Annotated in this window: 19 protein-coding genes; 12 read left to right on the top strand and 7 right to left on the bottom strand. The window is 73.0% G+C overall.

Going from position 1 to position 26,354, the window contains the following annotated elements:
• Positions 1–104 precede the first annotated feature (104 nt).
• From ACIBK8_RS04460 to ACIBK8_RS04475, 4 genes are all read left to right on the top strand, one after another.
• Positions 105–1,283: a hypothetical protein gene (locus ACIBK8_RS04460; protein ID WP_399040030.1), complete on the top strand. Its 1,179-nt coding sequence runs from the start codon at positions 105–107 to the stop codon at positions 1,281–1,283.
• 181 nt (positions 1,284–1,464) lie between these two features.
• Positions 1,465–2,031, top strand: a complete 567-nt coding sequence (locus ACIBK8_RS04465) for a GNAT family N-acetyltransferase (protein ID WP_399040032.1) — start codon at positions 1,465–1,467, stop codon at positions 2,029–2,031.
• A gap of 172 nt (positions 2,032–2,203) precedes the next feature.
• On the top strand, positions 2,204–4,909 hold the full coding sequence (locus tag ACIBK8_RS04470) for an alpha/beta fold hydrolase (protein WP_399040033.1): 2,706 nt from the start codon (positions 2,204–2,206) through the stop codon (positions 4,907–4,909).
• On the top strand, positions 4,906–5,820 hold the full coding sequence (locus tag ACIBK8_RS04475; protein WP_399040034.1) for an ABC transporter permease: 915 nt from the start codon (positions 4,906–4,908) through the stop codon (positions 5,818–5,820). Before ACIBK8_RS04470 ends, ACIBK8_RS04475 begins: the two co-directional genes overlap by 4 nt.
• Before the next feature lie 37 nt (positions 5,821–5,857).
• Here ACIBK8_RS04475 and ACIBK8_RS04480 read toward each other — a convergent pair whose 3' ends face one another.
• Entirely contained in the window at positions 5,858–6,673 is an 816-nt protein-coding gene (locus ACIBK8_RS04480) for a methyltransferase domain-containing protein (RefSeq protein WP_399040035.1), read from the bottom strand.
• A 37-nt stretch (positions 6,674–6,710) separates the two neighbouring features.
• Positions 6,711–7,742: an alpha/beta hydrolase gene (locus tag ACIBK8_RS04485; RefSeq protein ID WP_399040036.1), complete on the bottom strand. Its 1,032-nt coding sequence runs from the start codon at positions 7,740–7,742 to the stop codon at positions 6,711–6,713.
• Positions 7,743–8,113: 371 nt separating this feature from the next.
• Here ACIBK8_RS04485 and ACIBK8_RS04490 point away from each other — a divergent pair, with 371 nt between their 5' ends.
• Both ACIBK8_RS04490 and ACIBK8_RS04495 read left to right on the top strand, forming a co-directional pair.
• Entirely contained in the window at positions 8,114–10,228 is a 2,115-nt protein-coding gene (locus ACIBK8_RS04490; RefSeq protein ID WP_399040037.1) for an FUSC family protein, read from the top strand.
• Positions 10,229–10,454: 226 nt separating this feature from the next.
• On the top strand, positions 10,455–11,534 hold the full coding sequence (locus ACIBK8_RS04495) for a rod shape-determining protein (RefSeq protein WP_393685367.1): 1,080 nt from the start codon (positions 10,455–10,457) through the stop codon (positions 11,532–11,534).
• A 29-nt stretch (positions 11,535–11,563) separates the two neighbouring features.
• Here ACIBK8_RS04495 and ACIBK8_RS04500 read toward each other — a convergent pair whose 3' ends face one another.
• Positions 11,564–12,460 carry a TetR/AcrR family transcriptional regulator gene (locus tag ACIBK8_RS04500; RefSeq protein ID WP_399040038.1) on the bottom strand — a complete coding sequence of 299 codons (897 nt, stop codon included), beginning with the start codon at positions 12,458–12,460 and terminating at the stop codon, positions 11,564–11,566.
• Between the two features lie 169 nt (positions 12,461–12,629).
• Here ACIBK8_RS04500 and ACIBK8_RS04505 point away from each other — a divergent pair, with 169 nt between their 5' ends.
• From ACIBK8_RS04505 to ACIBK8_RS04530, 6 genes are all read left to right on the top strand, one after another.
• Positions 12,630–13,928, top strand: a complete 1,299-nt coding sequence (locus ACIBK8_RS04505; protein WP_399040285.1) for an FAD-dependent oxidoreductase — start codon at positions 12,630–12,632, stop codon at positions 13,926–13,928.
• A gap of 211 nt (positions 13,929–14,139) precedes the next feature.
• On the top strand, positions 14,140–15,795 hold the full coding sequence (locus tag ACIBK8_RS04510) for a sensor histidine kinase (RefSeq protein ID WP_399040286.1): 1,656 nt from the start codon (positions 14,140–14,142) through the stop codon (positions 15,793–15,795).
• A gap of 2 nt (positions 15,796–15,797) precedes the next feature.
• Positions 15,798–16,205, top strand: a complete 408-nt coding sequence (locus ACIBK8_RS04515; RefSeq protein WP_227046548.1) for a roadblock/LC7 domain-containing protein — start codon at positions 15,798–15,800, stop codon at positions 16,203–16,205.
• A gap of 58 nt (positions 16,206–16,263) precedes the next feature.
• The gene (locus tag ACIBK8_RS04520) at positions 16,264–16,626 is read left to right on the top strand and encodes a DUF742 domain-containing protein (RefSeq protein WP_399040039.1); all 363 of its coding nucleotides are present in this window, start codon (positions 16,264–16,266) and stop codon (positions 16,624–16,626) included.
• On the top strand, positions 16,607–17,230 hold the full coding sequence (locus ACIBK8_RS04525) for a GTP-binding protein (RefSeq protein WP_399040040.1): 624 nt from the start codon (positions 16,607–16,609) through the stop codon (positions 17,228–17,230). The genes ACIBK8_RS04520 and ACIBK8_RS04525 overlap by 20 nt, the downstream gene beginning before the upstream one ends.
• A 253-nt stretch (positions 17,231–17,483) precedes the next feature.
• Positions 17,484–19,724, top strand: a complete 2,241-nt coding sequence (locus ACIBK8_RS04530; protein ID WP_399040041.1) for a tetratricopeptide repeat protein — start codon at positions 17,484–17,486, stop codon at positions 19,722–19,724.
• A 64-nt stretch (positions 19,725–19,788) separates the two neighbouring features.
• Here ACIBK8_RS04530 and ACIBK8_RS04535 read toward each other — a convergent pair whose 3' ends face one another.
• From ACIBK8_RS04535 to ACIBK8_RS04550, 4 genes are all read right to left on the bottom strand, one after another.
• Positions 19,789–21,723 carry a hypothetical protein gene (locus ACIBK8_RS04535; protein ID WP_399040042.1) on the bottom strand — a complete coding sequence of 645 codons (1,935 nt, stop codon included), beginning with the start codon at positions 21,721–21,723 and terminating at the stop codon, positions 19,789–19,791.
• Positions 21,724–21,980: 257 nt separating this feature from the next.
• A complete protein-coding gene (locus tag ACIBK8_RS04540) occupies positions 21,981–23,285 on the bottom strand; it encodes an SPFH domain-containing protein (RefSeq protein ID WP_399040043.1) in 1,305 nt (434 codons plus the stop codon).
• Complete coding sequence (locus ACIBK8_RS04545; RefSeq protein ID WP_399040044.1) at positions 23,282–24,967, bottom strand: SPFH domain-containing protein; 1,686 nt, start codon at positions 24,965–24,967, stop codon at positions 23,282–23,284. Before ACIBK8_RS04545 ends, ACIBK8_RS04540 begins: the two co-directional genes overlap by 4 nt.
• Before the next feature lie 120 nt (positions 24,968–25,087).
• On the bottom strand, positions 25,088–26,200 hold the full coding sequence (locus ACIBK8_RS04550) for a selina-4(15),7(11)-diene synthase (protein ID WP_399040045.1): 1,113 nt from the start codon (positions 26,198–26,200) through the stop codon (positions 25,088–25,090).
• Between the last annotated feature and the right edge of the window lie 154 nt (positions 26,201–26,354).

A 26,354-nucleotide genomic window follows, 5' to 3' on the forward strand; every position in this document is an offset into this window, starting at 1 on the left:
CGTCCCCCCCCCGGCAGGGGGCTGGGCCTGTCCGGGGACAACGGCCGGTGGCGCGATTGCTACGGTTACCCGCCGTGTACACATCACCACCATCGGGGGGCGCAATGCCACGAAGTACGGCGCTGGCCAAGGGCGCACGCATCACCGGCGGAGCGTTCTGCCTGCTTTTCTTCCTCTACACCGCGTTCTGGCTGTGCCACGACATCGGTGAGTTCGGCGCCGTGGGGGTGTGGGACGCCTGGACCGGCCGGGGTGTCGCCGGGGTCAACATGGTCAGCAACTCCACGCAATGCGGGCTCGCCGTCGTGCAGTTGAGCGCGGCGATCGCGGCCTTCGCCGGACGCCGGGCGGCGGGCGGCCTGCTGGCCGTCGCCACCACCTTCACCTTCGCCACCGCCGTGCAGACGATGATCAGCACCGGCAACCACACCAGCACCAACCGCTGGTTCCTGAAGGCCGACATGGGGGCCGACCCCTTCGAAGCGGTCTTCCTCGGCAGCCTGCCGCTGTTCCTGCTGGCCTTCGTCGCCGGCGTCGTGCTGCTCTGCGGGATGCGCTCCTGGCCGCGCCCCACCCCCAGCGCCCCGCCGCTGCGCCCCGTCAAGGCCGCTGGGGCGGTGTCCGGCCTGGTGCTCGGCGCCATGGCGCTCTGCTCGGTGATCTGGCAGATCACCATGCTGGTCGAGGGCGGCAACCCCGACGCGTTCGTCGTGCTCTACCTCGGCAAGGGCGTCCTCACCTCACTGACCGCCCTGGCGCCCGGCTGGTACGCACTGGTCATCCTGGTGCTGACCGGCGTCGGCGCCCTCACCAGCCTGATGCGCGGCGGGGCGGCCCGCGGCCTGGCGATGGGGCTCGCCACCGTCCTGCTGCTGAACGCGGTCCTGACGGTCATCGCGCTGGCGGACAGCGGCGCCCTCTTCCGCATCAGCGACGCCGCGCCGGGCCTGAGCATCCTCAACACCGTGCAGTGGATGCTCGACCTGCTCGGTTCGATCGCGCTGTTCGCGCTGATGGGCAAGGGCGAACCGGTCGCCCCCGGCTGGCAACCGCCCGCCCCCGCCCTCCAGTTCGCCGGCCCCGGCTTCGTGCCGCCCGGCCCCCAGGCCCCGCCGCAGGGCAGCTGGCAGCAGCCCTTCCCGCCGCAGCCAGGACCCCTGCCGCCCGCCCCATCGGCCGGCGTCCCGCCGATGCCGCCGGGCACTCCGCCGGGGCCGCAGGGCCCTCCGCCGGTGCCGGGCCCTCCGTCGGCGCCGGGCGGCTTCGGCCCGCCGCAGTACTGAGCACGCCCCGCCGGTAACCTGGGGCACGGTGCGGCACGCGCCACCACAGCTGTGCGGCGAGGGAGGTTGATGACTATGGCCCGCCAGGCCCGCCATCAGCCTGCCCTCGCCCGAGCCGCCGCCTGAGCATCCGCCTCGCGCGCCACGCGGCCCGGTCGTCCTTCACGACCAGGAGTGTCACGTGTCTTTCCGCATTCCCAACGACCCGTCCCCGCACAGAAGTTCCACACCGCCGAACGAGCCCTACGCGCTCCGCGGCGACGACCTGATCACCGAACGGCTCACGCTCCGCCCGTGGCCGGCCGCCGAGATCACCGCTGTATCCGCCGGGGCCCGCCACCCGCACTGGGCGGCGGACTTCCCCGCCGACGGCGACCGCGTCATCGCCGGATTCCTCACCGCCCACCCCGACGCACGGGGCACCTACGGCCACCGGCTGATCGCCGAGCGGACGAGCGGCCTGGTGGTCGGCTCGATCGGTCTGTTCCCGCACGGCGGCGGCCGTCTGGAAATCGGCTACGGCGTCGTGCCCTCGCGCCGGTGCCGTGGCTACGCCACCGAAGCCACCCGCGCCCTGGCCGGATTCGGCCTCACCGCGCCGGGTGTGCACACCGTGTTCGCGGAGGTGGATCCGGCGAACCCGGCCTCCGTACGTGTACTGCGGAAGGCCGGACTCCGGTACTGCGGCGACGGTGACACAGGCACGGCCCGCTTCCGGATCACCACCGCGCCTGCGCCGCAGGACTGACCGGCGGGCGCACCGGACGCACCGGACGCACCGCGCAGGCCGCCCGGCGCCCGCGGCAGCGGCCCGTACCACCGACGCGGTACGGGCCGCTGCGCCGCTACTGCCCCCGGAGGCCACGGGGTTCCGACCCCGGGGCGGTCCGGCTGTCAGTGGTCGTCCCTAGGATTCAGCCATGGATCTCCGACTGCGCGGACGGCGGCTGTACGCCGCGGCCGGCGCCCTGGCCCTGCTCGTCGGCGGCGGAACGTGGGCGGCCACCGCCTCGGACGCCGCACCCGCCGTCCACCGCGCGGACCGGGCGCTGACGATGCCCGAGACGCCGGGCAGCAAGAAAACGGTGCGGATAGACACCTCCTACTTCACCGCTCCCGGCGCCGCGGGCGAGCGCCGCCCCGCCGTCCTGCTCGGCCACGGATTCGGCGGCAGCAAGGACTCCGTCCGCCCGCAGGCCGAGCAACTGGCGCGGGACGGCTACGCGGTGCTCACCTGGTCGGCGCGCGGTTTCGGGAAGTCCACCGGCAAGATCGGCCTGAACGACCCGGACCGCGAGGTCGCCGACGTCAGCCGGATGATCGACTGGCTGGCGAAGCGGCCCGACGTACTCCTCGACAAGGCGGGCGACCCCCGGGTGGGGGTGGCGGGCGGCTCGTACGGCGGCGCCATCGCGCTGCTCGCGGCCGGGCACGACCCACGGGTGGACGCCATCGCCCCGCAGATCACCTACTGGAACCTCGCCGACGCGCTGTTCCCGAACGGCGTCTTCAAGAAGCTGTGGACCGGGATCTTCTTCACCACCGGATCCGCCGGCGCCCCCGGTGGCCCGCCGGGACGCGGCCCCGCGGCGGCCGGCGGCTGCGGCAGGTTCGAGGCGGACCTGTGCGCGATGTACCAGCGGGTGGCCGTCTCGGGGAAGCCGGACGCCGCCGCCCGCAAGCTGCTGGAGGAGCGCAGCCCTTCGGCCGTCGGCGACCGCATCAAGGTGCCCACGCTGATCATGCAGGGCCAGACCGATTCGCTGTTCCCGCTGGACCAGGCCGACGCCATGGAGAAGACGATCCGCGGCAACGGCGCCCCGGTGGACGTCGACTGGATCGCGGGCGGCCACGACGGCGGCGACCGCGAGACCGGCCGCCTCGCCACCAGGACCCGGGTCTGGTTCGACCGGTACCTCAAGGGCGACAAGGGCGCGGACACCGGCCCCGCCTTCCGGATCAGCCGCAACGGCGGAGTGGACTCCACCAATGGCGCGCTGCGGCTCAGCGGCGCGAGCGGGGACCGCTACGCCGGGCTGGACAACGACCCGCACCGGATCCGGCTCACCGGCCGCGAGCAGCGCTTCGGCAACCCGGCGGGCGCCGGCCCGCCCGCCATCTCCGCGGTGCCTGGTGTGGGCGCCCTGGGCAACCTCTCCTCCCTGGGCGCCGGCGGACTCTCGCTGGATTTCCCCGGCCAGTACGCCCGGTTCGACTCGGCGCCGCTGACCACGCCGGTGCACGTCACGGGCAGCCCGAAGACCACCGTCCGGATCAGGTCGAGCACCCCCGACGCGGTGTTCTTCGCCAAGGTCTACGACGTGGCGCCGGACGGCACCAAGCAGGTGCTGCCGTCCCAGCTCGTCACGCCGTACCGCATCGAAGGCGCCGGTGACGGCAGACGGGTCGAGGTCCGACTGCCCGCCGTCGACCACGAGTTCGCGGCCGGGCACCGGATGCGGCTGGTGCTCTCGGCGACCGACCTCGCGTACGCCTCGCCCGCCGCGCCCGCCACGTACACCGTCACGCCGGAGAACGGCGGCGTGCTGGAGGTGCCGACCGCGCCCGGTGTGCGCAGCGCCGCGGCCCCGCTGCCTGCCTGGACCTGGGGCCTGCCCGCGGTGGCCGCGGTCGTCGCGGCGCTGCTGCTGCTCACCGCGCGGCGGCGGACCGCGGCACCGGCCCCCGACCCGGCGCTGGCCGACGTCCCGCTGGAGATCGTCGGGCTGAGCAAGAAGTACGCCGGGTCGGCCGACCGGTACGCGGTGCGGGACCTCTCGTTCCGCGTCGAGCAGGGACAGGTGCTGGGGCTGCTCGGGCCCAACGGCGCGGGCAAGACCACCACGTTGCGCATGCTGATGGGCCTGATCCGGCCGGACGAGGGCGAGGTGCGGGTCTTCGGGCACGCGATCAGGCCGGGCGCGCCGGTCCTCTCCCGGGTCGGCGCCTTCGTCGAGGGCGCCGGGTTCCTGCCGCACCTGTCGGGGCGCGCCAACCTCGACCTGTACTGGCAGGCGACCGGCCGTCCCGCGGCCGACGCGCACATCGAAGAGGCCCTGGAGATCGCCGGCCTCGGCGACGCGCTCCAACGGGCCGTCCGCACCTACTCGCAGGGCATGCGACAGCGCCTGGCCCTCGCCCAGGCCATGCTGGGCCTGCCCGATCTGCTCATCCTCGACGAGCCCACCAACGGGCTCGACCCGCCGCAGATCCGCGAGATGCGCGACGTGATGATCCGCTACGCAGCCGCCGGACGCACCGTCATCGTCTCCAGCCATCTCCTCTCCGAGGTCGAACAGAGCTGTACGCACCTGGTCGTCATGGACCGCGGGCGGCTCGTCCAGGCGGGCCGGGTCGCCGAGATCACCGGCTCGGGCGACACCCTGCTGGTCGGCGTCGCGGCGCCCGCCGCCCTGTCGGACGCGCTGGTCGAGAAGGTCGGCGCGCTGCCCGGGGTCGACAGCGCCGTCCGCGCCGACGAGGGCCTGCTGGTCCGGCTCACCGACCCGGCCGGCACCCCCCAACTGCTCGCCGAACTCCTGCGGTTGGAGGTCCCGGTGCACCGCGTCGGCCCGCACCGTCGCCTGGAGGACGCCTTCCTCACCCTGATCGGAGGTGACCGATGACCGCACGCACGTCACCGGAGCCGGAGCGGGCGCCCGTAGCGGCGCCGCGGCACACGGAAGCGGCGGCACCCGCCGCGCCCGGCTACCGCGCCCGCCGCACCCTCCCGCTGCGCGTCGAGGCGCGGCGCCAGCTCAAACGGCGCCGCACGCTGGTGATCGCCGCGCTCCTCACCCTGCTGCCCTTCGTCCTGGTCGCCGCGTTCGCGATCGGCGGCGACCCGGCGAGCCGCGGGAACGGCCGGGTCACCCTGATGGCCACCGCCACCGCGTCCGGCGCCAACTTCGCCGCCACGGTGCTGTTCGTGTCGGCCGGTTTCCTGCTCGTCGTCCCGGTGGCGCTGTTCTGCGGCGACACGGTGGCGTCGGAGGCGAGCTGGTCCTCGCTGCGCTACCTCCTGGCGGCGCCGGTGCCACGGGCCAGGCTGCTGCTGAGCAAGCTCACCGTGGGGCTGATCTTCAGCGCCGCGGCGATGGTGCTGCTCCCGCTGGTCGCCCTCGGCGTGGGCACCGCCGCGTACGGCTGGGGGCCGCTCGAACTCCCCACCGGGGGCGCGCTGTCCGCGGGGACGGCGGTGCCGCGGCTGGCGATCGTGGTGGCGTATCTCTTCGTCAGCCAGTTGGTGACGGCGGCGCTGGCGTTCTGGCTGTCGACGGTGACCGACGCCCCGCTGGGCGCGGTCGGCGGCGCGGTCGGCCTGACGATCATCGGCAACGTCCTCGACCAGGTCACCGCGCTCGGCCACTGGCGCGATGTGCTGCCCGCGCACTGGCAGTTCTCCTGGGCCGACACCCTCCAGCCGCGGGTGGAGTGGGCGGGGATGATCCAGGGATCGTCGGTCTCGGTGGCGTATGCGCTGGTGCTGTGCGCGCTCGCGTTCCGCGGCTTCGCCCGCAAGGACGTGGTGTCGTAGCCCTGCCGTCGACTCGGTCCCTGGTCCCCATGCCAGTTCAGGCCACCGGGCGGCGGCCCCAGGCGGAGATCATCGGCGAGGTGGCCAGGTCGAGACCGCCCGCCGCGACGGTGGCCAGGTGGCGGTCGATCTCCTCGTCCGTGGCGAGCCCCGCGGCGACGAGCTTGTCGCGGACCTGGCGGACGGTGGCCTCCTCCAGCACGGTGCACGCGGGCGAGGCGATCGGGAAGTAGGCGTCGGCCCGGACGTCGGCCAGCCCGGCCTCGCGCAGCAGCCGGGGCAGCTTGCGCCCGTACGCCAGGTCCGCGCCACGCTCCTTCAGGAGTGCGCGGAAGCCGCGGCGCAGCCTGTTGGCCAGCTCCTGCTGGGGCCCGTACTCATCGGGGCAGATCAGCGGCTGCAACGCCGGGTCGGCGTCCTCCAGGACCAGCCACCCGCCGGGGCGCAGGGCCTCGGTCATCGACCGCAGGGCCTTGGCGCGGTCGGCGACGTGGACCAGCACGAGCCGGGCGTGGATCAGGTCGAACGGGCCGCCGGCCGGGGGCGGCTCGGCCGCCACGTCGTGGCGCAGCGCCTCGAAACCCACCGCCTGACGCATCCAGGAGGTGTCGATGTCGGTGGCCACCACGTACCCGGCCGGGCCGACGCGCTCGGCCAGCCAGGACGGCACCGTGGGCCCGCCGGCCCCGACCTCCCAGCACCGCCATCCCTCGCCGACCCCGACCGTCCCGAAGTGCCGGAACGTCGACGGGTCGAAGAGCGCCGACAGCGCGGCGAACCGCTTGCCCGCCTCGGCCTGGCGATTGTCGAGAAGGTACCCCTCGCCCTGGGTGCTCCGTGTGTCCCGTGCCATGGCCCGATCATCGCAGCCGGCCATGGCACGGACCGGCTCAGGCCGTCGGCCCCTGCATGAGGGAGCTGACCCAGCGCATCGTCCCCTCGCCGAACCCCTGGATGTAGGTCTGGGCGCTGTGCGTGCCGCCCGGCACGACCTGGAGCCGGGTGTGCACGGGACCGTGCCCGTACCGCTGGATGAACTTCCGCACCTTGGGCAGCACGGTGGCCTCCCGGGAACCGTCCTGGAACGCCAGGTACACCGGCGGGCCGCCGCGCGCGATGAGCCGCCGGGCCAGCACCTCGGGATTGTTCTCCCGCTCCTCCTTCGCGTGCCCGGCCCACAGGGGGGAGTCGGGCACGATGTCGGGCCCGTTGGGTATGGCCACCTTGAAGGTGCCCGGGTGCTGGAGGACGTTCTTGAGCGCCGCGAAACCGCCCGACGACGAGCCCATGATCGCCCAGGCGTTCCGGGTGTCCAGGGTCCGGAAGTTCTGCCGCACGAGGTCGGGCACGTCCTGGCTCAGCCAGGTGCCGATCTTCGGCTGTCCCGGGATGTCGCTGCCGTCGTAGTACTGCTTGTCATTGGGATTGAGCACCGGCATCACGACGATGAACGGCAGGCTCGTGCCCTTCTGCGACCACTGCGCGAGATTCTCCTCCAGCTTCAGGTCGCCGCCTATCCAGTAGTTGAGGGGATATCCGTACGCGCCGGGCAGCGCCTCCATCACCGGGAAGCCCTTGTGCGCGTTCCGCTTCTCGTAGTACTCCGGCGGCGCCCACACCCACACCTTCCCGGTGAAGCCCGACTTCGGGCCGTGGAAGGTGGTCACGCCTATGGGGGTGTCCTGCCCCGCGCCGGGAACCTTGCGCTGCTCCTGGAAGGAGATCGGATGCGTGGGCATCCGCACCAGGGAGGAGTGGCCCGGCCGCGTGCCCTGGTGCGCCGTGCCGGTACCGGCGTCCGCGTGCGCCACACCGAACCGCACCGGGGCCGCCCGGGACCGTCCCGCGTCGCAGCCGGACGTCGCGACGAGAACGGTGAGAGTGATCAATGCCACCACAGGGGCGAACAGGGTTTTGCGCACGGGGCCTTCTCCTTGCCGGGCGGCCGGGAGGAGCCCCGGCCGCCCGGCAAGAGGGGGCCGCACGGGCCGCGGGTTTCCCTTCCGGGGCGTCGAATTGCTCGCACCCTGTGTGCCGTTCCCCGGCATGTCGCCGGTGACCTGGGGGATTTACGTGCCGCAGAAGAGCGGTTTACCAGCATTTTTCCGGTGTGGCGGGCGCCCGGCCACCCCGGTACGGCCGCTTCGCCCCAAGGCATCCGCCGTCGGGGGACCGTCGCGCGCGGAGGCCGGCGGACGGCGCGGGCGACCCGGTGCCGCACCGGCCGCGAACAGGGAAAAACCCTGGTACCGGAGGTTCCGGTTCCCGGCATACCGGCCCGTATTCTCTCGGTATGACCTGGTCGCGTGCGCTGAAGCAGACCGCCCGCTCCGGGCTGACCATCGAGCGGACCAAGCTCACCCCGCTGATCGCGGTACGCGGCTCGGTCGGCGTCGCCCTCGTCATCGGGCTGTGCCTGTGGCGCGGCAACCCCACCCTCGCGGTCTCGTCCGCCTTCGGAGCCTTCGCCTCCGGAATCGTCACCTTCCAGCGCAGCTGGCGCCCGCGCCCCGTCCTGGCACTCGCCGTCGCCGGCGGCCTGGCCGTCTCCACCTTCCTCGGCTACCTGGCCGCCTCCCACATCGTCGCCTTCCTCCTCCTGCTGACCGGCTGGACGTTCCTGTCCGGGATGGCCTGGTCCATCGGCCCGGTCTCCGGCCTGGTCGGCACCCAGACCGTGTCGATCATGCTGGTCACGGTCACCCTGCCGACCTCCGTGCTCGGCGCCCTGGAGCACGCCGCCCTGATCGCCTTCGGCGGCCTCGTCCAGGCCACCTTGATCCTCGTCTTCCCCGTGCGCCCCTGGGGAGTGCAACGGGACGCGCTCGCCGACGCACTGGCCGCCGAGGCGGACTACGCGCGCAGGCTGCGGCACGACCCGGTGGCCCCGTTCGACCCCCAGCCCCTCATGGACGCACGGCTCGCCTCGGCGGTGACGCCACGTCAGGCCAAGCGCCGCCCGGTCCAGCTGCACGGCCCCCGCGGCCTCGCCGAACAGCTCAGACCCGTCCTCGCCTCCCTCGCCGACCCGGTCGTCGGCGCCCCCGTGGAAGGGCCCGAACGCGACCGCGCCCGCGACCTGCTGGGCGCCGCCGCCACCGTCCTGGACGCCGTCGCACACGCCATCCGGCACGACCGCCCGGTCCGGATCTCGCCCGAGGCGATGGCCACCCTCGAAGTCCCCGCTTCCGGACCGGTGCTCAAGGGCGCGGCCCGCCGTTCCGCCTACCGCCTGATCTCGCTGCTCGCCGACGCCGTCGAACGCACCGACGAGCCGGTCGAGGCCACCCGCCCCACCACCGAAGCCGAACGCGGCCACCTCCTGCGCCCCAGCGTGCCCCACCTCGTGCCGGTCGCATGGCGCTCCCTGCACCGCGAGCTGCGCTGGTCCTCCCGCTTCCTCCGGCACGCACTGCGGGTCAGCGCGGTCGCCGCGGCCGGCTATCTGCTGGGCACCGCGCTCCCGTTCGGCCACGGCTACTGGGCGCCGCTCGCCGCCGTCATGGTGATGCGCCCCGACTTCGCCCAGACCTATTCGCGCGGCGTCGCACGTTTCAGCGGCACCCTCGTCGGCGTCGCCGTCGGCGGCGGCGTGATGGCGCTGTTCCATCCGCACGCGTATGTCTCCGCGGCCCTCGCGGTGGTCTGCGTACTGCTGATGTACCTGCTGATGCGCACCGGCGTCTCGGTGACCTCGGCCTGCGTGGCGGCGTACGTCGTCTTCCTGCTCGGCATCGCCGGCGCGGGATGGGAACAGACCGTCCTGGAACGGGTGGTGCTCACCCTCGTCGGCGGGCTGCTCGCGATGCTGGCCTACGCCCTGTTCCCGGCCTGGGAAACCCCCAAGCTGCGCGACCGCCTCGCCGAATGGCTGGAGGCCAACGGACGCTACGCGCTGGCCGTTTTCGACCTCTACGGGCGGCCCGCCGAACGCCGTCCCCGCCAGGTCCGCGACGCCCTCCTGGACTCCCGTGCCGCCCGTGCCGCCTGGGAGGAGACCGAGGGCCGGGCCGAGAAGGAACCCGTGCGCCACCGTGGCCTCTCGCGTACCGCGGCGGGCGTGGCCAGCACCGCGCTCGCCACCATGGGCCGGGTCGCGATGATCCTGGAGGCCCACCTCCCGGGGAAGGACGCCGCGCAGGACCCGGGCGCCACCGCGTTCGCCTACGAATTCCGCGACTCCCTGGAGAAGGCCACCGCCGCGGTGCGCAACAGGGAGCAACTGGACTGGAGCGAGCTGCGCGCCGTCTGGGAACGCTGGGACGCGGAGGACGAGAGCCAGGGCGTCGCGCTGCGCGGCGCCGACCTGCTCCTGGACGCCCTCGACGACCTCGCCCAGGCCCTGTCACGCGGACCCGGTGGCCGCAACCGCGCGGCACGCGGGAAACTGGGCAGCAGCAGCCGGTGAGGGACCGGGTGTCCCGCGCCGCGGCGGCCGGTCCCGGCGGATTCCCGCACGGGATTTTCTCGCTCCGCACCGTCCCGCAGGAACCATTCAGGGCTCCCAGTAGTCTTGATAATTGCCCGTAATTGACGCCTTTGGTGAAGCCTTGGTGCTGTCTGGGCCGCGATGTCCGAGGACCCCGCTCACCCCGGGGCCTGTCATCCAGTGAGAAAGAGCAAGCGAACCCACCATGGCGCCCAGCACTTCGTCCGGTACGTACGACATAGGCATCGACCTCGGCACCGCCAACACCCTGGTGTACTCCCGCGGCAAGGGAGTGGTGCTGAACGAGCCGTCCGTCGTCGCCGTCAACGCGGCGGGCGACGTGATCGCCGTCGGCGTGGAGGCCAAGCGCACGATCGGCCGCACCCCCTCGGGCATCACCGCCATGCGCCCCCTGCGGGAGGGTGTCATCGCCGATTTCCACGCCGCCGAACAGATGCTGCGGGCCCTCATGAAGAAGGCGCTGCCCACCCGCCGCTTCTCCAAGCCGCGGGTGGTCATCTGCGTCCCGTCCGGCATCACCGGTGTGGAACGACGGGCCGTCATCGACTCCGCGCGCGGCGCCGGGGCCCGCGAAGTCCACCTCATCGAGGAGCCGATGGCCGCGGCGATCGGCGCCGGGCTGCCGGTCGCCGATCCGGTGGGCTGCATGGTGGTGGACATCGGCGGCGGCACGACCGAGGTCGCCGTCGTCTCCATGGGCGGCATCGTCACCGCCCAGTCGGTACGCGTCGCCGGAGACGCTCTGGACGCCGCGATCACCTCGTACGTCAAGAAGAAGCACTCGCTGTCCATCGGGGAGCGCACCGCGGAGGACATCAAGATCGCCATCGGTTCGGCGGCCTGGACCCCCGTGCCGACCGACGAGGAGGGCGAGCCCGAGCGCCCCACGTCGTACACCGTCCGTGGCCGCGACCACGTCGGCGGGCTGCCGCGCGTCCAAGAGATCACCGAGGAGGAGATCCGCGAGGCACTGGCCGAACCGGTCGACGCGATCGTCCGCGCGGTGCACCGCACCCTCGACGAGTGCCCGCCGGAGCTGTCAGGCGACATCATCGAGCGGGGCATCGCGCTGACCGGTGGCGGCGCCCTGCTGCGCGGCCTGGACCTGCGGCTGCGGCAGGAGATGGGGGTGCCGGTGCTGGTCGCCGACGAGCCGCTGGACTGCGTGGTCAACGGCACCGGCAAGTGCGTGGACGAATTCGCCTCGCTCCAAGGGCTGTTGTCCGGCGCGAAGGAACAGCCGCGCAGGACGGTGCGGTTGTGAGCCGTGAGCCGTGAGCCGGGGCGGGGGCGTTATGTGGCTGTGGCGTCCCCGCCGTCGGGTCCGGCCTTTCGCGCGGCGTCGGCGGACGCGTCGGCCGCGCGGCGGATGATCAGCGATTCCAGGCCGTCGAGGATCCGTTCCAGGCCGAATTCCAGAGCCTGATCACGCCCGTTCTCCGCGGCGCCGGACGCGACGGCCGAGGCAAGCGCGGGAAAGCGGTCCGAGCGGCCGACCAGCAGTTCGTTCAGCGCCGCGCTCAAGACCTGCTCGGGGCCGGTGGCTCGGGCGCTGCCGACCCCCATGGACGCCGCGATCTGCGCGATGCCCCGGACGTGGCCGGTCACCAGGACCACGGCGTCGAGCTGCTCGCTCCCGCTGAGCCCGGTGCGCGCGAGCGCGGCCAGCGCGCGTTCGGTCCAGCTGAGTTCGTGCGGCCCCATGACGCGCGGCCCGACGGCCGCCTCCAGGAGCCAGGGGTGGCGGTGGAAGACCGCCGACAGCTCCGTGGCCCAGGCGCGGAGTGCGGGGCGCCAGGGGAGCGTGTCCGGTGCCGGGCCGTCGGACGCGGCGCCGGTGGGCGGCGCGTCGGCCCCGGCGGGCGGCGCGGCATCCGGGGCAACGGCCGGCGGTTCGCCCATCGCGGTGTCGATCATCAACGCGACCAGCTCGGTCTTGCCCGGCACGTAGCGGTACAAGGACATCTTGGTGAAGTCCAGCTCACCGGCCACCCGTTGCATGGAGACCGCGCCCAGGCCGCCGAGGTCGGCGAGCGCGATCGCGGTCCGGGTGATCCGCTCCAGACTCAGCGCCGGCTTGGGCCCGCGGCTCGGCCGCCCGCGTTCACCCCACAGCAGAGCGGCGCTGCCCGCCTGGTCCCCGAACACGCTGCTCTTGCCGTCCCCTGCGCTCCGCTCGTCTCCAGCCACCTCCGTATTTTAAAACTGTGTCCGTGGTATACAGAATCGTGTCCGGCGGATACAGTTTTCTCGTCGGTGGATGAGTTCGTGAGCGAACGATGACGACGGGGGTGTGACGGCGATGGCGGCTGCACGGAAAAAGGCGACGGAGCGGGCCACGGGCGGGACGCGGGGCGGGATGCCGGAGCTGCGGGTGCTGATCTCGGGGGCCAGCGTGGCCGGCCCGGCGCTGGCGTACTGGCTCGCGCGCTACGGCTGCCGCCCGACGGTGGTCGAGGTGGCGCCCGCCCTGCGCGGCGGCGGCTTCGCCGTCGACTTCCGCGGCGCGGTCCACCTCCAGGTCCTGGAGCGCATGGGACTCCTCGACGGGATCCGGAGCCGCGACACGGGCGGCAGCCCACTCCGCTTCGTCGACGCGCAAGGCGGTCAACTGGCTGCCATGCCACCGGAGTTCGCGGGCGGCGAGGTCGAGATACTGCGCTCGGAACTGTCCCGCATCCTGTATGAGCACAGCCTGCACGGCCGGGACGGGCGAGCGTCCCACCCGGAGGGCCCGCCCGCCGCACCCGCGGCCACCGAGTACGTCTTCGGCGACTCCGTCACCGCACTCGACGAGACCGCCGACGGCGTGCGCGTCACCTTCGAGCGGAGCGCGCCCCGCACCTTCGACCTGATGGTCGGCGCGGACGGCATGCACTCCACCGTGCGGCGGCTCGCCTTCGGCCCGGAGCGGGACCACGTCAGCCACCTCGGCCACTACGTCGCAGGCTGGGACCTGCCGGCGAGCGCCCGCCCGGATCTCGCCGGGCGGTCGGCGGGGTACTCCGAGCCCGGCCGGATGGTGAGCGTGGGCCGCGTACCCCGGCGCGCAGGGGAGGACGGTTACGCGGGCGAGGCGTTCTGCGTCTTCGCCGCCGCGGAAACGTGCTACGACCGCGGCGACACCGCGGCCCAGAAGAAGCTGATCGCCGCCGCGTACGCCGGGGCGGGCTGGCGTACGCCGGAGCTGATGGCGACACTGCCGGACGCCGAAGGGCTGTACTTCGACGCCATCAGCCGGGTCGATGTGCCGAGTTGGTCCCGCGGGCGGACGGTGCTCATCGGTGACGCGGCACACGGCGCGACGCTGGGCGGGATGGGGACCGGCACGGCGCTCGTCGGCGCGTACCTCCTCGCCGGCGAACTGGCGTCGGCGGACGGGGACCACCGCCTCGCCTTCGCGCGCTACGAACGGCTGCTGCGGCCCTACGCCACCCGCTGTCAGGAGGGTGGCCGCGAGGTCGGCGCCTTCCTGGCGCCGGCCGACCAGGAGGCGATCGACGCACGCAACGCCCTGCTCAACGACCCGGTCCGGCTGGCGGCCATGCTGGACACCGGCCGGGAGATGTCCGCGGGCATCAGCCTGCCGGACTACCCGCAGTCGCCAGCCGCCTTCCGCACGGCCGCGGCGAACCCCGGACGGCCGGGGCGGATATGACGGTCCGTCGCAGATGAATGGAACTAACGATTCCCCTACGTCCAGGGAGTGGTGACCTGACATCAGGCTTTGATCAAACACGGTTATGCTACTTGCGGCCCGGCCCCTCCGGAGGTGTTGGCACAGCAGACCTCTGTGGCAGTGCTGTCCGTTGCGTCGCGGCCCGGAAGTCGTCCCGGTCTTTCAATGTTTGAGGGTTTTGAGGGTGCAGATGGTTCGAGAAGGATCGTCGCCCGAGGGATCGCGTCCCGCCTCGGTTCTCGCGTGGTTCGTGCCTGCCGCGGTGACCGCCGTGGTCGCTGGTGTCGCCACGGCGACGGTCCCCTCGCAGGCGAGTACACCGGTCATCTGGATCGGCGTGGTCGCCACGGCGGCGGTGGCGCTGGTAACGGGCGAACTGGCCCGCCGCGGGCGGGTCATCGCCGAGCTGCGCGAGCGGGGCGAGGCACAGCAGGCGGTGCTGGCCCGGCAGGAGTCGGAGAGTATCCGGCTGTCCACCGAGCTGCTGCCCGAGGTGGTCGCCAGGCTCGGGCACGGAGAGTTCCCCGAGGACGTCCTGGCCTCCATGCGCGAGCAGCTCAACCGGCACGCGCAGGAGGCGGGGCTCACCCCCGAGTTCACCGCCGCCCACGAGGCCGTCCTGCGGTCCATGCTGGACGCGGTCGTCGCCGAGGAAGACCTCCGCGACTCCGCCCAGCGGGCGTTCGTGAACATCGCCCGACGCGTGCAGGCGATCGTTCACCAACAGGCCCAGGAACTCCGCGAGATGGAGGACCGGCACGGCCACACGCCGGACGTCTTCGGCGACTTGCTGCGGCTGGACCACGGCACTGCCCTCATCGGGCGCCTCGCCGACTCGATCGCCGTCCTCGGTGGCGCCCGCCCCGGCCGCCAGTGGAGCCGCGCGGTGCCGCTGTTCAGCGTGCTGCGTGGCGCCATGTCGCGGATCATCGACTACCAGCGCGTCGAGCTGCACTCCGTCTCGGAGGTCGCCGTCGTCGGTCCCGCCGTCGAGCCGCTGATCCATGCCCTCGCCGAACTGCTGGACAACGCCACCCGCTACTCCCCGCCGCAGACCCGGGTGCACCTGACCGCGGTCGAGGTGCAGTCCGGCATCGCCGTCGAGATCGAGGACGGCGGCGTCAGCATGAGCGAGGAGGCGCGCAAGCGCGCCGAACGGATGCTGGAGCAGGCCCAGCAGGGCATCGACGTCAACGACCTGGGGGAGACCCCCCGGCTCGGCCTCGCCGTGGTCGGCCGGCTCGCGCAGGTCTACAACTTCCAGGTCTCACTGCGCACTTCGGCGTACGGCGGCGTGCGCGCGGTACTGATCGTGCCGCAGGACCTGATCACCACCGCCCCGGCGACGGGCCGTGCCCACGGCATCGGCGCCTCCTCGGGCCCCCTGACCGCCCGTACGGAGCGCACCCCCGCTCCGGCGGCTGCCCGCCCCGCCCAAGCCGCCCCGCCCGCGGCCGTCCGCCCTGCGCCCGCCCCCGTACCGGCTCCGGCCGTGCCGGCTGCCCCCGCCGCACCGCGGGAGGAAGACACCCGGGACGACTTCATGGACGACCTCCCGCCCGTGACCGAGCGGAGTGCCAACGGGCTGCCGCAGCGACGGCGCAAGACCCGGGCCACCGCCCCCGTGGCGCCCCCGGCAGCCCCTGCTGCCCCGGCCGCCCCGGCACCGGTCACCGCTTCCCCCGCCCCCGCTCCGGACGACGCACCTCCCGTGCAGCCCGGTATGTGGCTGGCGGCGTTCCAGAGCGGGCTGTCCGGCGAGAGCCAGACGTCCGCGCCCGCCGGCGCCTCCGGGACGGCCGGTGCAGCCCGTGAGAGTGACGAGTCGTCGGAAAAGAGTGAGTAGCCATGATTCAGCACCGGCCCAACATGGACTGGATGCTCAAGGACCTCGCGGAGAGCGTTCCGCAGACCCGTCACGTCATCGTGTTGTCGTCGGACGGCCTGCGGATGGCCCAGTACGGCACCGAAACGGACACCGCGGACCGGCTGGCAGCGGCCTGCGCGGGGCTGCAGAGCCTGGCGGGTGCGGTCTCCGCGGAGTTCCCGCACAGCGACGGGCGGATGCGGATGGTCGTCATCGAACTGGACGGCGGCTTCTTCTACTTGATGGCCGCGGGCGCCGGGGCTTATCTGGCGGTGCTGGCCGATGAGGGCGTGGACGCGGGCCTGATCGGGCAGCGCATGCGGGATCTGGTGGCCCGGATCGGTGAGCACCTCAGCAGCCCACCGCGCCACGACGGGCAGGCCGTATGAGCGGGTGCGTCGAGCATGATGACGCGGAGCGGTGCGCCGGACGAAGCGGGGCACCGACGTGAGCGATGCGGACCAGGGCTGGGAGGACGAGAGTCCCGAGAGGCTTTATGTGATCACCGGGGGGCGCAGTGGCGTCTCCGGGAAGTCCGCCTCACTCGACCTGGTCACGCTGATCGTGTCCAAGACCGGCCCCCGGCCGGGAATGCAGCCGGAGCACGCCACGATCATGCGGCTGTGCCATTCACCGCTTTCCGTGGCGGAACTGTCGGCCTACATGGGCCTGCCGATCAGCGTGCTCACCGTGCTGCTCGGCGACCTGCTGTCCGACAGCCAGGTGGTGGCGCGTGCGCCTGTACCCCCCGCTCAACTTCCCGACCGTGCCCTGATTGAGGCGGTGATCCATGGACTTCAAAAGCTCTGAGACGCTGGCCGAGCACCCTGCCGATGGCCCTCGGACCGAGGACGAACTTCCCGAGACCGCCGCAGCCGCGGTCAAGGTGGTGATCGTCGGCGGCTTCGGCGTCGGCAAGACGACCCTGGTCGGCTCCGTCAGCGAGATTCGCCCGCTGACCACGGAAGAGACGATGACGCAGGCAGGCGTCGGCGTCGACGACACGGTCGGCATCGAGCGCAAGACCTCGACCACCGTGGCGATGGACTTCGGCCGGATCAGCCTCAACGACGAACTGGTCCTCTACCTCTTCGGCACCCCCGGGCAGCAGCGTTTCTGGTTCCTGTGGAACGGCCTGTTCGACGGAGCCCTGGGCGCCGTGGTGCTGATCGACACCCGGCGTCTGGAGGTCAGCTTCGACGTCATCGGACGCCTGGAGGAGCGCGGTGTCCCGTTCGTCGTCGCCATCAACTCCTTCCCGGACGCGCCGGTACACCCCGTCGACGAGGTGCGCGCCGCCCTCGACCTGCCGCTGAACGTGCCGATCATCGACTGCGACGCGCGGCTCCGCACCTCCAGCCGCGACGTTCTGATGACGCTGATGCACTACCTCCACACCCTCGCCGGAGCGTGACCCGGCGGGACAGCGCCGGCCGGGGCGAGGCGCCGGCCGGACGCTGAGCGGAGGCCCGCACGCTCCGTGTGCGGGGAGGGGCCGCCGCGCCCGATGTGACGGGCGGGGCGGCGGCCCGGGGATTCTCAGGGTTGATTCGGGGGTGGTCCCCGGCCCGTCGGGCGGGGACTGCCGCTACCGTTGATCTCAAGGGCGGACGGGACGGCAGAACCGTCCGAACCGTTACGGGGCGGCGTACAGGGGGAGTTACGACATGCTGGACCCCACATCGACGACAGCGGTCATGGGCCTGCTCAGCACGGTGACCATGTCCATGGCCACCGAAGCGGGCAAACGTGCCTGGGAGACGATCGGCGTGCTGGCCCGCCGGGTCGCGGGCCGCGAGGTCCCGGCACCGGCCGGCGTAGAGGCGCGCGGCGAACTGGCGGCGATCCTGGCCGACGGCGCGCGACAGAATCCGGAGCACGCCCGCGCCCTCGCCACGCTCTTCCGCACCGCCCCCGGGCGAGTGGCAGGAGAGATCGCGATACCCCGCCAGCTGCCCACCACCGTACGGTTCTTCACCGACCGGCAGGAGCCGCTCAAGCAGCTCACCAGGGAAGCGGCCCGCAAGGCCGACGGCCTGCCGCGCGTCGCCCTGGTGTACGGCCAGAGCGGTATCGGCACCAGCGCCGTGGCGGTGCACTGGGGCAGTACCAACGGGCACCGCTTCCCCGACGGGCAGCTCTACCTGGACCTGCGCAACGGCCCCGGCGCCGGCACCCTCGACGGCCCCGCCGTACTCCGCCGCTTCCTGCGGAAACTCGGGGTCACGGACGTGCCGCCGGCCGCCGATGACTGCGCCGACCTCTACCGCAGCATCGTCGCCGAGCGCAGGCTGCTCGTCGTCCTCGACCACGCCCGGTCGGCCGCACAGATCCGTCCGCTGCTGACCTCGGCGCCCGGTGTGTTCACGCTCGTCGTCGCGCGCCGCCCGCTGAGCGGCCTGGATGCCGTACCGGTCCCGGTCGGGCCGCTGGCCAGGAAGGACGCGCTGGCGCTGCTCGGCAGGCTCACCGGCACCCGCCGCCCGACGGCGGACGAGTCGGTCCTCCAGGAGGTGCTCTCCCGGTGCGGCGGCTCCCCGTTCGCGCTGCGCACCGCGGCCACCTTCCTGGCCGACCCCTCCCACCACCCGCGCCAGGCCGACCCCGACGCGACCGGCGACCGCCCCGCACACCGGCAGGAGCCCGCCCTGCGCGACGGCGACAACCCGGTACGCACCGCCGCCGACGACCTCTACCGCGGTCTGCCGACCGACGCCGCCCGGCTGTACCGCCTCCTGGCCCTGTGGCCCTGGCCTGCCATCGGATCCGCGCAGGCGGCGGCTGCGGCAGGCATCACCGAAGCCGAGGCCGGGCCCCTGCTGGCCGACCTCGCCGCCTGCCGACTCCTGGAGACCGCGAACTCCGGCCGGCACCACTACCGTCCCCTCGTCCGGCAGCACGCCGAAGAGGCCGCCGCGCACCAGGACCGCCCCGCCGGCTGCTCGGCCGCCGTCGCCCGCGTCGTGAGCTGGGCCCTGCGGTTCGCGGTCCGAGCCGACCGCACGGTGCTGCCGCAGCGCTGGCAGCTCGGCCCCCGGTACACGCAGCTGGAGCCCGGCCCGTACGCGAACGCCGGTGAGGCGCTGGCCGCACTCGACGCCGAACTCCCCAACCTCGTGGCCGCGGTGCTGGCCGCCGATGAGTACGGTGACCCCGACAGCGTCTGGCAGCTGTGCGAGGCCCTGTGGGGCGTGCAGTTGAAGGCCGGACGCCACGAAGAGGTCCTGCCGGCCCTGCGGGCGGGGGTGCGCGCGGCCCGGTTCCTGGAGGCGGAGTCCGCCACCGGCGCGGCAGCCCCGGGCGATGCCGCCGGCTCCGCCGCCGGATCATCGTTCGCGGCCCGCGTCGTCAGCCGGATGCACACCCAACTGGCCCTCGCGCTCCAGGAGTTGGGCCCCGACCGGTACGCCGAGGCCGAAACCGCGCTGCGGGCCGCGGCCGAGGCATCGCAGCGGGCCGGCCACCGCCTCGGCCGTGCCACCGCCCTGGAGACGCTGGGCCTGCTGCGCCTGCGGCAGTGGCGTCACCAGGAGGCGTACGACCTCTTCGATGAGGCCGACGGGCTGCTCGTCGCCATCCCGGAAGGCGGCGAGGGGGCCAAGGACGTCCCGCGGGCCCGCGCCCTCCTGGAGCGGCACCGCGGCCGGGCGCTGCGCGGGCTCGGCGACCGGGACGCCGCTGTCGCCCGTCTGGAGCGGGCACTGCGGTACTTCCGCGACACCGCCGAGGACTACAACACCGCCCGCGCCCTCACCGACCTCGCCGAGACCCACCTCGAAGCGGGCCGCCCCGCCGAGGCGCTGCCCCTCTTCGAGGAGGCGGCCGGCCTGCTGGCGGGCGAGCACGCGGAGTTCCACCTCATACGCCTCCGGGAGCTGCGGGAGGGCCTTGCCGACGGGCCGGAGTGAGCGGTCGGGTGTCGGCCGGTCCCGTGCCCGTGTCGTACGGCCTTCTGCCGCACGGACCCGTGGCTCAGCGGGGCGTGCGCGGCGGTGGGCGGAGGTCCGTGACCTGCACCGCGTGGGTGGCGCGGGCCGTGCGTACCGTCAGGCCGTGTGCGGTCAGGTCCGGTAGCGGGGTGCCTGCTGCCAGCGCGGCGTGGAGGGCGGAGGCGTGGGCGGCCGGGTCGGCGGCCGAGGGCTCGGCGGTGAGCCGGAGGACGTCGCCCGCGCGGGTGCGGACGGTGCACACGCCGGGCTCGCTGATGTACGCGGCGAGCGCGCAGTTGGGCCACTGGGCCAGCACCTCCGTGCCCCAGACCTCCGGCGGCCCCAGCCGCGGGTCGTCGGCCGTCCCGTAGCGGAAGATCACGTCCGCGGTGGCGACCGCTTCCCGGTCCGTGGCGTCCTCGTGCACGGCCGTGTGCGCCTCCTCGACCCGTCGGCCGCACCGGCCCGCGCGCCCTCCGCTCGCCGCACCGTCGCCCTCGACCGCCCCCTCCGTCATGCCTTCCACCGCGTCCCCCGCTACGTCCCCCACCGCGCCGTCCAACGCCTCATCCGGCTCGTGCGAGGGCTCGGCGAAGCGGCGGATCGTGACCTCGCGCTCCCCGGTGAGCAGCGTCAACACGTGCAGGGGTGTGGTGTGTTGCGGGGGTTCGTACGGCGGGAGGGGGAGTGGGTCGAGCAGGGCGGGCCAGTCGGGTTCGGCGATGCCGATCAGCTCGTAGAAGAGTGCGCGCAGCAGGTCGGCCGACTTGTCCGGTACGGACGTGGTGAGTTCCGCGGGGCCGGGGAGCGGGCGGTGTCCGGCGATGGCCGCTTCCAGTTGGCGGCGCAGTGGGCGGCGCGGGTCGAGCCGGGGCGCCGTACGGACGAAGTCCGCCACCGGCGATGTCGGGTCGAGGCCGTCGAGGGGCGCGGCTCCCAGGAGGACGGGGGTGCCGAGCGCGGCGGCGTAGTAGGTGACCGACCCGTGGTCGCCGATGACCAGGTCCGCCGCGAGCAGTGCCTGGCGCCAGCCCTCCAGCGGATCCAGCAGGGCCAGGCCGCCGCGCCGCGCCCGGTCCAGCCAGGCCCTGACCTGGCCCGGTCCGTGCCCGAGCCAGATGTTGGGGTGGAGCACGGCGGCGAGGCGGAAGTCGTCGGCGGGCAGTTCGCCGGTCAGCCGGGGGAGGAGGGAGGGGAGCAGGTCTTCCCCGCCGCCGTCACCGAAGAGCGACTCGGGGTTCCAGGTCGAGTTGAGCACGACGAGCCGCTGGCCGCTGCGGACCCCGAGGGCGCGGCGGAACCGCTCGCGGCGGCTGCGGGCGGCCAACAGGCGGTCGAAGCACGGGTCTCCGGCGAGTGCGGCGGTGTGGGCGGCCGGCGGGCAGGCGGCGCGCAGCCGTGCCGCCTGCTCGGGGTGTGAGAGCACCATCGCGTCCGCGATCGGGGCGCCGTCGACGAGCAGCCACTCGCCCGACATCCCGAAAACCGGATCCGCCCCGCCACCCGCACCCTCCGGGCCTCCGGGCCTCCGGGCCTCCGGGCCTCCGGGCCTCCGGGCCTCCGGGCCTCCGGGCCTCCGGGCCTCCGGGCCTCCGGGCCTCGCCAGCGTTTTATTGTAGCCAACCCCATGCGACAAAACGACCAATTTGCCGTAAAGAGCGTGGAGTTCACCGCCGAAGCTGGCCGAGATCGCGAGGTCGACCGGCGTACGCAGCGCCTGCGCCCACGGAAGTACCGGCACCCCCACCCGCGCCAGCAGCTCCTGTATGCCGGCCTGGAAGGGGGAGGATCCGGTGCACGTCGCGAGCATCTGGAGCCGCCAGTCGCCACGGAACAGCGGCAGGACGTCGAGCAGCCGGGTCGCCGAGGTCACGTTGTGCACCACGAACAGCACCCGCCGGACGGATCCCCGGGTGTCCCACCGGCCCGACTCGCCTCCCACGGGCACCCGTATCCAACCGCCCGCGCCCTCGCTCACCTGGCCGCCCCTCTGTCCTCTGCCGTCGATCACTCGTCCCGCCGCGCCGCCCTGCGCACGGCCCGCCACGATATCCGCGCGGGCCAGGCAGCCACGCATCGTGCTGACGGACCGCCACCCGGGGGCGGGGAGGAAAGGAGGCAGCCACCCCCCCACCGCCCCCGGCGGGCGCGCGCACATCGCGCCGACGCACGCACACCGCCCCCGGCGGACGCGCGCAAGAAGTCGCGCGCCCGCCGGGGCAGGCCGGCTGTCGCCTACGCGTCGCCGTCCGGGTGCCGCGGTGTTTCCAGCGACGGCAGGGCCGTCAGGCGCGGCAGCAGTTGGGCGGTGAGCAGGGTGGAGAGCGCCGAGGTGTCGGTGCCCGCGCCCGCGCCGTCCGTGCGGACGACGACCGGCTGGGGTGCCTTGCCCGCGAGGTGCGCGCCGACCTCCAGGCGCCGCCGGGCCAGTTCGTACTGGAGCACCGCGCGGTTGTCGCGGTACGCCTGCGCGAGGCGCTGCTGCGCGCGGGCCTCGTTCTGGGCGGAGATCAGCCCGCTGCGGCCACGGGTCTCGATCTCGAAGCGGACCTTCTGCGCGTTGGTCTCCTGCTCCTCCAGGAGCTGGGCGACCGCCTCGCGGGCCTTGTTCAGGGCGGCCTTCACCTCGACGATGCGCGCGTCCCGCACCTTCTTGGCCCGCTCGATGTCCATCTGGAGGCTGTCGATGCGCCGCTTGCGCGTCAGCCCCCACTCCTGCTCGTACGCGGTCCGCTCCTTGGCCACCCGTTCCCGGGTCGCCAGGTGCTGCTGGTACTGGGCGGGCAGCTGGACATCGGGGATGTTCGAGCCGGTGATGCGCACGCCGTAGCGGGAGAGCTGGCGGTTGAGCAGCTCCTGCATGTCGGCGACGTCCGAGCCGCGCAGGTCGTAGGCGCTTTCGGTACGCACCTGCCGGCCGCGCTGGCGGATGGCGTCCTGCACCGCGCTGGAGAGCACCAGGTCGAAGTTGCCCGCTCCGATGGCGCGGACGAACAGCACCGCGTCGGTGATCCGGAACTTCAGGAAGAACTCGATCGAGCGGAGCGGCACGTTCTCCCGGGTGGGGCAGGCCACCACCGGCGCCGAGTACGGGATTTCGGTGGCGGTGTCCACCACGAAGTCCACCCGCGACCAGGGGTGCCACAGGTAGTGCCGGCCGGGGTCCAGGGTGCGGGTCACCGCGCCGTAGCGGGTGAGGATGCCGTTGGTGCCCTGTTCGATCTCGGCGATGGAGGAACGCCACCACCACAGCAGACCGGCCAGGATCAGGACGGCGCCGCAGACGTAGCCGATCGTGGCGAGGACGCCGTAGGCGACGCCGGTGATGCCGCCGTCGTCCCGGAGCGTCAGCATCACGCCGGTCAGCAGCGCGAACACCCCGAGCCACAGCAGCAGCATCCACCACAGCCTGCGCCGATGGCGGGGAATGATCACCGGGATCAGCTTGCCGGCCTCACCGCCGCGCAGCAGCTGCCGGATCTCGCTCCAGGGTGCCACCTCCTCGGAGATGACCGACCTGTGCTGACGTGTCGTGCTCACTGCGCGTCCCCCTCGGCTGCGTCGGTGTCCTCGGGTGCGGTGTGCCCGGACCCGGCCGCTGCGTCCGCGGCGGCGGGCACGGTCGGCCGTTCCGCCTCCAGGAGCGCGGCGATCTCCTGTTCACGCCCCGCGATCCGGCCGGAGACGTCGGCGAGCCGTGCGCGCACGGCGGCCATGTCCTCGGCCGAGAACAGCTCGGTGCCCCGCTCGCCGACCAACTCCCTGGCGAGCGCCAGGAAGTCGACGCCCGCGGCGCCGTCGGCCTGGGACGAACCGCCGATCCGCACCAGCCGCGGCAGGTGGTCGGCGACCTCTTCCAACGTGTCCAGGACCTGCTGCTGGTAGCGGTACTCCAGGATTTCCGGGGCCTCGGCCGCCGTCACCGCGCGGATGTCCAGCGCCTGCGCCTCCAGCAGCGCCGCGTTGGCCTTCGCCTCCGACTCGGCCTGCACGTACCGCTGCCGGGCCAGCGCCTCGGCGCGGTTGGTCTCGCGCTCCTCGGCGGTGTCCATCTGCGCCTGGTACTGCGCGATGTCCGCCATGATCGCGGAGAGCGTCTCCTGGCGGGACGCCAACTCCTTGGTCAGATCGCCCTCGTCCTGCTCCTTGCGCAGGTGCAGCGCGTACTCATGGGTGTACGCGTCCTTGGCGACCCGCACCATTTCCGGTGCCGCCAGGTCCATGCGGTAGCCGCGGTCGGACGGTTCGGCGTGGGTGATGTTGGCGTTGGTCAGCTCCACCGCGGGCCGGAACTGCTGGTTCAGCTGCTCAAGCAGCCGGCCGGTGTCCTCGCCCACCATGTCGTAGATCCCCGCGGCCTCCTGCTCGTAGATGAGGCTGCGGATGGTCTCGCTGACCGCGTTGCTCAGCTTCTCCTCGAAGCCGCGCACCGCGCCCAGCGTGTAGACGAACTCCACCGGGTCGCTGATCCGGAACTGGATGAACAGGTCGATGGACGCCTTCACCCCGCCCTTGGTCGGCGCCTCGCGCACCGGGGCGTTGAACGGGTACTCGCGCGTCGTGTTGATGATGTACGACACCCGCTTCCACGGGTTCAGCAGGATCACCCGGCCGGGACCGACCACCTGCTCCAGCTTCCCGAAGCGGGTGATCAGCGCCTGGCAGCCGTCCGGCACCATCACCATGCCCTGCCGCCACCACACGAAGGCGACGGCCGCCACCGACAGCACCCAGTAGTGGATGCCGAAGAGCGGGTCGGTGACCACATTGCCGCCGGCCACCCCGACGACCACGCTCGCGACCACGCCGATCACCAGGAGCAGCAACACCGGCAGCATGCTCAGGAACGAGCGGCCCCGCGGAATGACCATCGGGCAGATCGCATGGACCTGCCGCCCGTCCTCGCGCCGCTGCTCGCTGCGGTTGAGCGCCTCCCGCGCCTCGTCAAGCGGCACGGTCTGCTGCGTCATCACGGTGTCGATGCTGCCGCCCTGCTCCCGGGCGGCGGGGAAGTCGGCGGGGTCCATGCCCTCGCCGTGCGCCTCCCCGGCCTCACCGGAACGCTTCGCCGCACCGGCCGCGCCTGCCGCGGCGGCCTCATCCGTCGCACGGCCCGCGTCGAGCCCGCTCCGGCGCCGCAGTTCGTCCTCAGCGGCGCCACGCAGATCCGTGCCGCCGGATACCGCCCGCGCGATTCTCCGCGCACTCTGACTACCTGCCACAAATCCCCCTTGTTCTCGCACTGTGCATGCGGGCTGCGCGTACAGCCAGCCCCCTCCATCCCATCGCATGGCCCGTGGGCGGCGTGGGGCGGGTGGGGCGCGAGATCCGTGGGGGCTTCGTCAGACCGTCAGTACGGCGTGCTCGGCAGTGCGGGCGGCCCGGTGCGGCGCCGGGTCGGGGAGCAGGTTCCACCAGGGCGCGATGACGGGGATGTCCAGCGGCTCGGGACTGTCGTCGCTGGGCGCATCGCTGAGGGTGGTCGGCAGGCCGGCGGGGTCGTCCGGCGTGGTGTAGCGCAGCGAGGTGATGCCCCAGTCCTGGGCGCCGCGGATGTAGGCGCTGAGGCTGCGCAGGTACTGGCGCAGTTGCGGGCTGGCCTGCTTTTCGAGGTGGGCGCGCAGCCGCAGGAACAGCGTCATGACGCGGTCCCGCTGGCCGATCGCGCAGGTCAGCGCCTGCTGCGGGCTTAGCCCTTCCTCATCCTGGAGGACCCTGAGGATGTTGAGGTAGTAGGCGTCGTCGGAACGGCTTTCCTTGTGGTGGGAGAAGATGTCGTTGTCCCACACGATGATGAAGGACGCCATGTCGGCCGCCGCGCGGACCAGTGCGTCATCGCGCTCGTGCGGCTGGAGTTCGTAGCCGTACCCCATCTCCAGGAGGGGCATCACGACGGTGGTCGCCCCGTTGTACAGACGCATCAGGGTGTAGTCGTTCACCTCGGGGACGCGGCCCTCGACGCGGTAGTGGGCCTCCCAGGACACGCTGAAGACGTATTCGCGCAGCGCGTCTATCCAGCGCGCCACCTGCGCCGGTGTCCCGTAGAGCGTCATTCGCGACTGGAGGTCGCGCAGCCCCCTGGCCAGCGGGTCGTCGGTGAGCATGGGGGCGTCGGGCAGCTGGGCGATCCGCAGCAGGCGGTGCGTGGCGGCGATCAGGTCGCCGGGCCGCCGGCCGAGTTCGCCCTCCTCGCAGTAGCCGTCGTCGACGGCGAACAGCCAGAGCACGAAGTCGGCGAGGAGGCCGACGACTTCCTCCCGGCCCTCGGGGAGGATCCGGGAGGCGAAGGTGCCGATGCTGTGGGTCACCAGCCGGCTGCGCAGTCCGGGGGAGCCGATGTCCAGCCGGTGCGCCCAGGCCGTGGTCCGCGCCTCGATGGCTTCGTGCTGCGGATGGATGGCGGCCGGGATCGGCGCATACGTCGGCGGAACGCGCAGTGCCTCCACTGCGATCACCTCTCAGTCCTCGTGCGGCAGTCCCGGCCCGGCGCCGGCGTGTCGGTCACCAGGAATGCCGCGGCATTCCTGTAGTGATCAACTAACGCGCATAGTACGCACTGCCCACGGCCGAACCAATAGGCCCTTCACCTGCGGATGCCCGCGAAGACGC

It is taken from the genome of Streptomyces sp. NPDC050161 (assembly GCF_044460025.1).
In the GTDB taxonomy this organism is placed as follows: domain Bacteria; phylum Actinomycetota; class Actinomycetes; order Streptomycetales; family Streptomycetaceae; genus Streptomyces.

What these genes read in the sequence shown, in the direction of transcription:
- ACIBK8_RS04460 (WP_399040030.1), top strand. Translation starts at nt 105, where the DNA reads ATGCCACGAAGTACGGCGCTGGCCAAGGGCGCACGCATCACCGGCGGA.
- ACIBK8_RS04470 (WP_399040033.1), top strand. Translation starts at nt 2,204, where the DNA reads ATGGATCTCCGACTGCGCGGACGGCGGCTGTACGCCGCGGCCGGCGCC.
- ACIBK8_RS04475 (WP_399040034.1), top strand. Translation starts at nt 4,906, where the DNA reads ATGACCGCACGCACGTCACCGGAGCCGGAGCGGGCGCCCGTAGCGGCG.
- ACIBK8_RS04480 (WP_399040035.1), bottom strand. Translation starts at nt 6,673, where the DNA reads ATGGCACGGGACACACGGAGCACCCAGGGCGAGGGGTACCTTCTCGAC.
- ACIBK8_RS04490 (WP_399040037.1), top strand. Translation starts at nt 8,114, where the DNA reads ATGACCTGGTCGCGTGCGCTGAAGCAGACCGCCCGCTCCGGGCTGACC.
- ACIBK8_RS04495 (WP_393685367.1), top strand. Translation starts at nt 10,455, where the DNA reads ATGGCGCCCAGCACTTCGTCCGGTACGTACGACATAGGCATCGACCTC.
- ACIBK8_RS04505 (WP_399040285.1), top strand. Translation starts at nt 12,630, where the DNA reads ATGCCGGAGCTGCGGGTGCTGATCTCGGGGGCCAGCGTGGCCGGCCCG.
- ACIBK8_RS04510 (WP_399040286.1), top strand. Translation starts at nt 14,140, where the DNA reads ATGGTTCGAGAAGGATCGTCGCCCGAGGGATCGCGTCCCGCCTCGGTT.
- ACIBK8_RS04515 (WP_227046548.1), top strand. Translation starts at nt 15,798, where the DNA reads ATGATTCAGCACCGGCCCAACATGGACTGGATGCTCAAGGACCTCGCG.
- ACIBK8_RS04525 (WP_399040040.1), top strand. Translation starts at nt 16,607, where the DNA reads ATGGACTTCAAAAGCTCTGAGACGCTGGCCGAGCACCCTGCCGATGGC.
- ACIBK8_RS04530 (WP_399040041.1), top strand. Translation starts at nt 17,484, where the DNA reads ATGCTGGACCCCACATCGACGACAGCGGTCATGGGCCTGCTCAGCACG.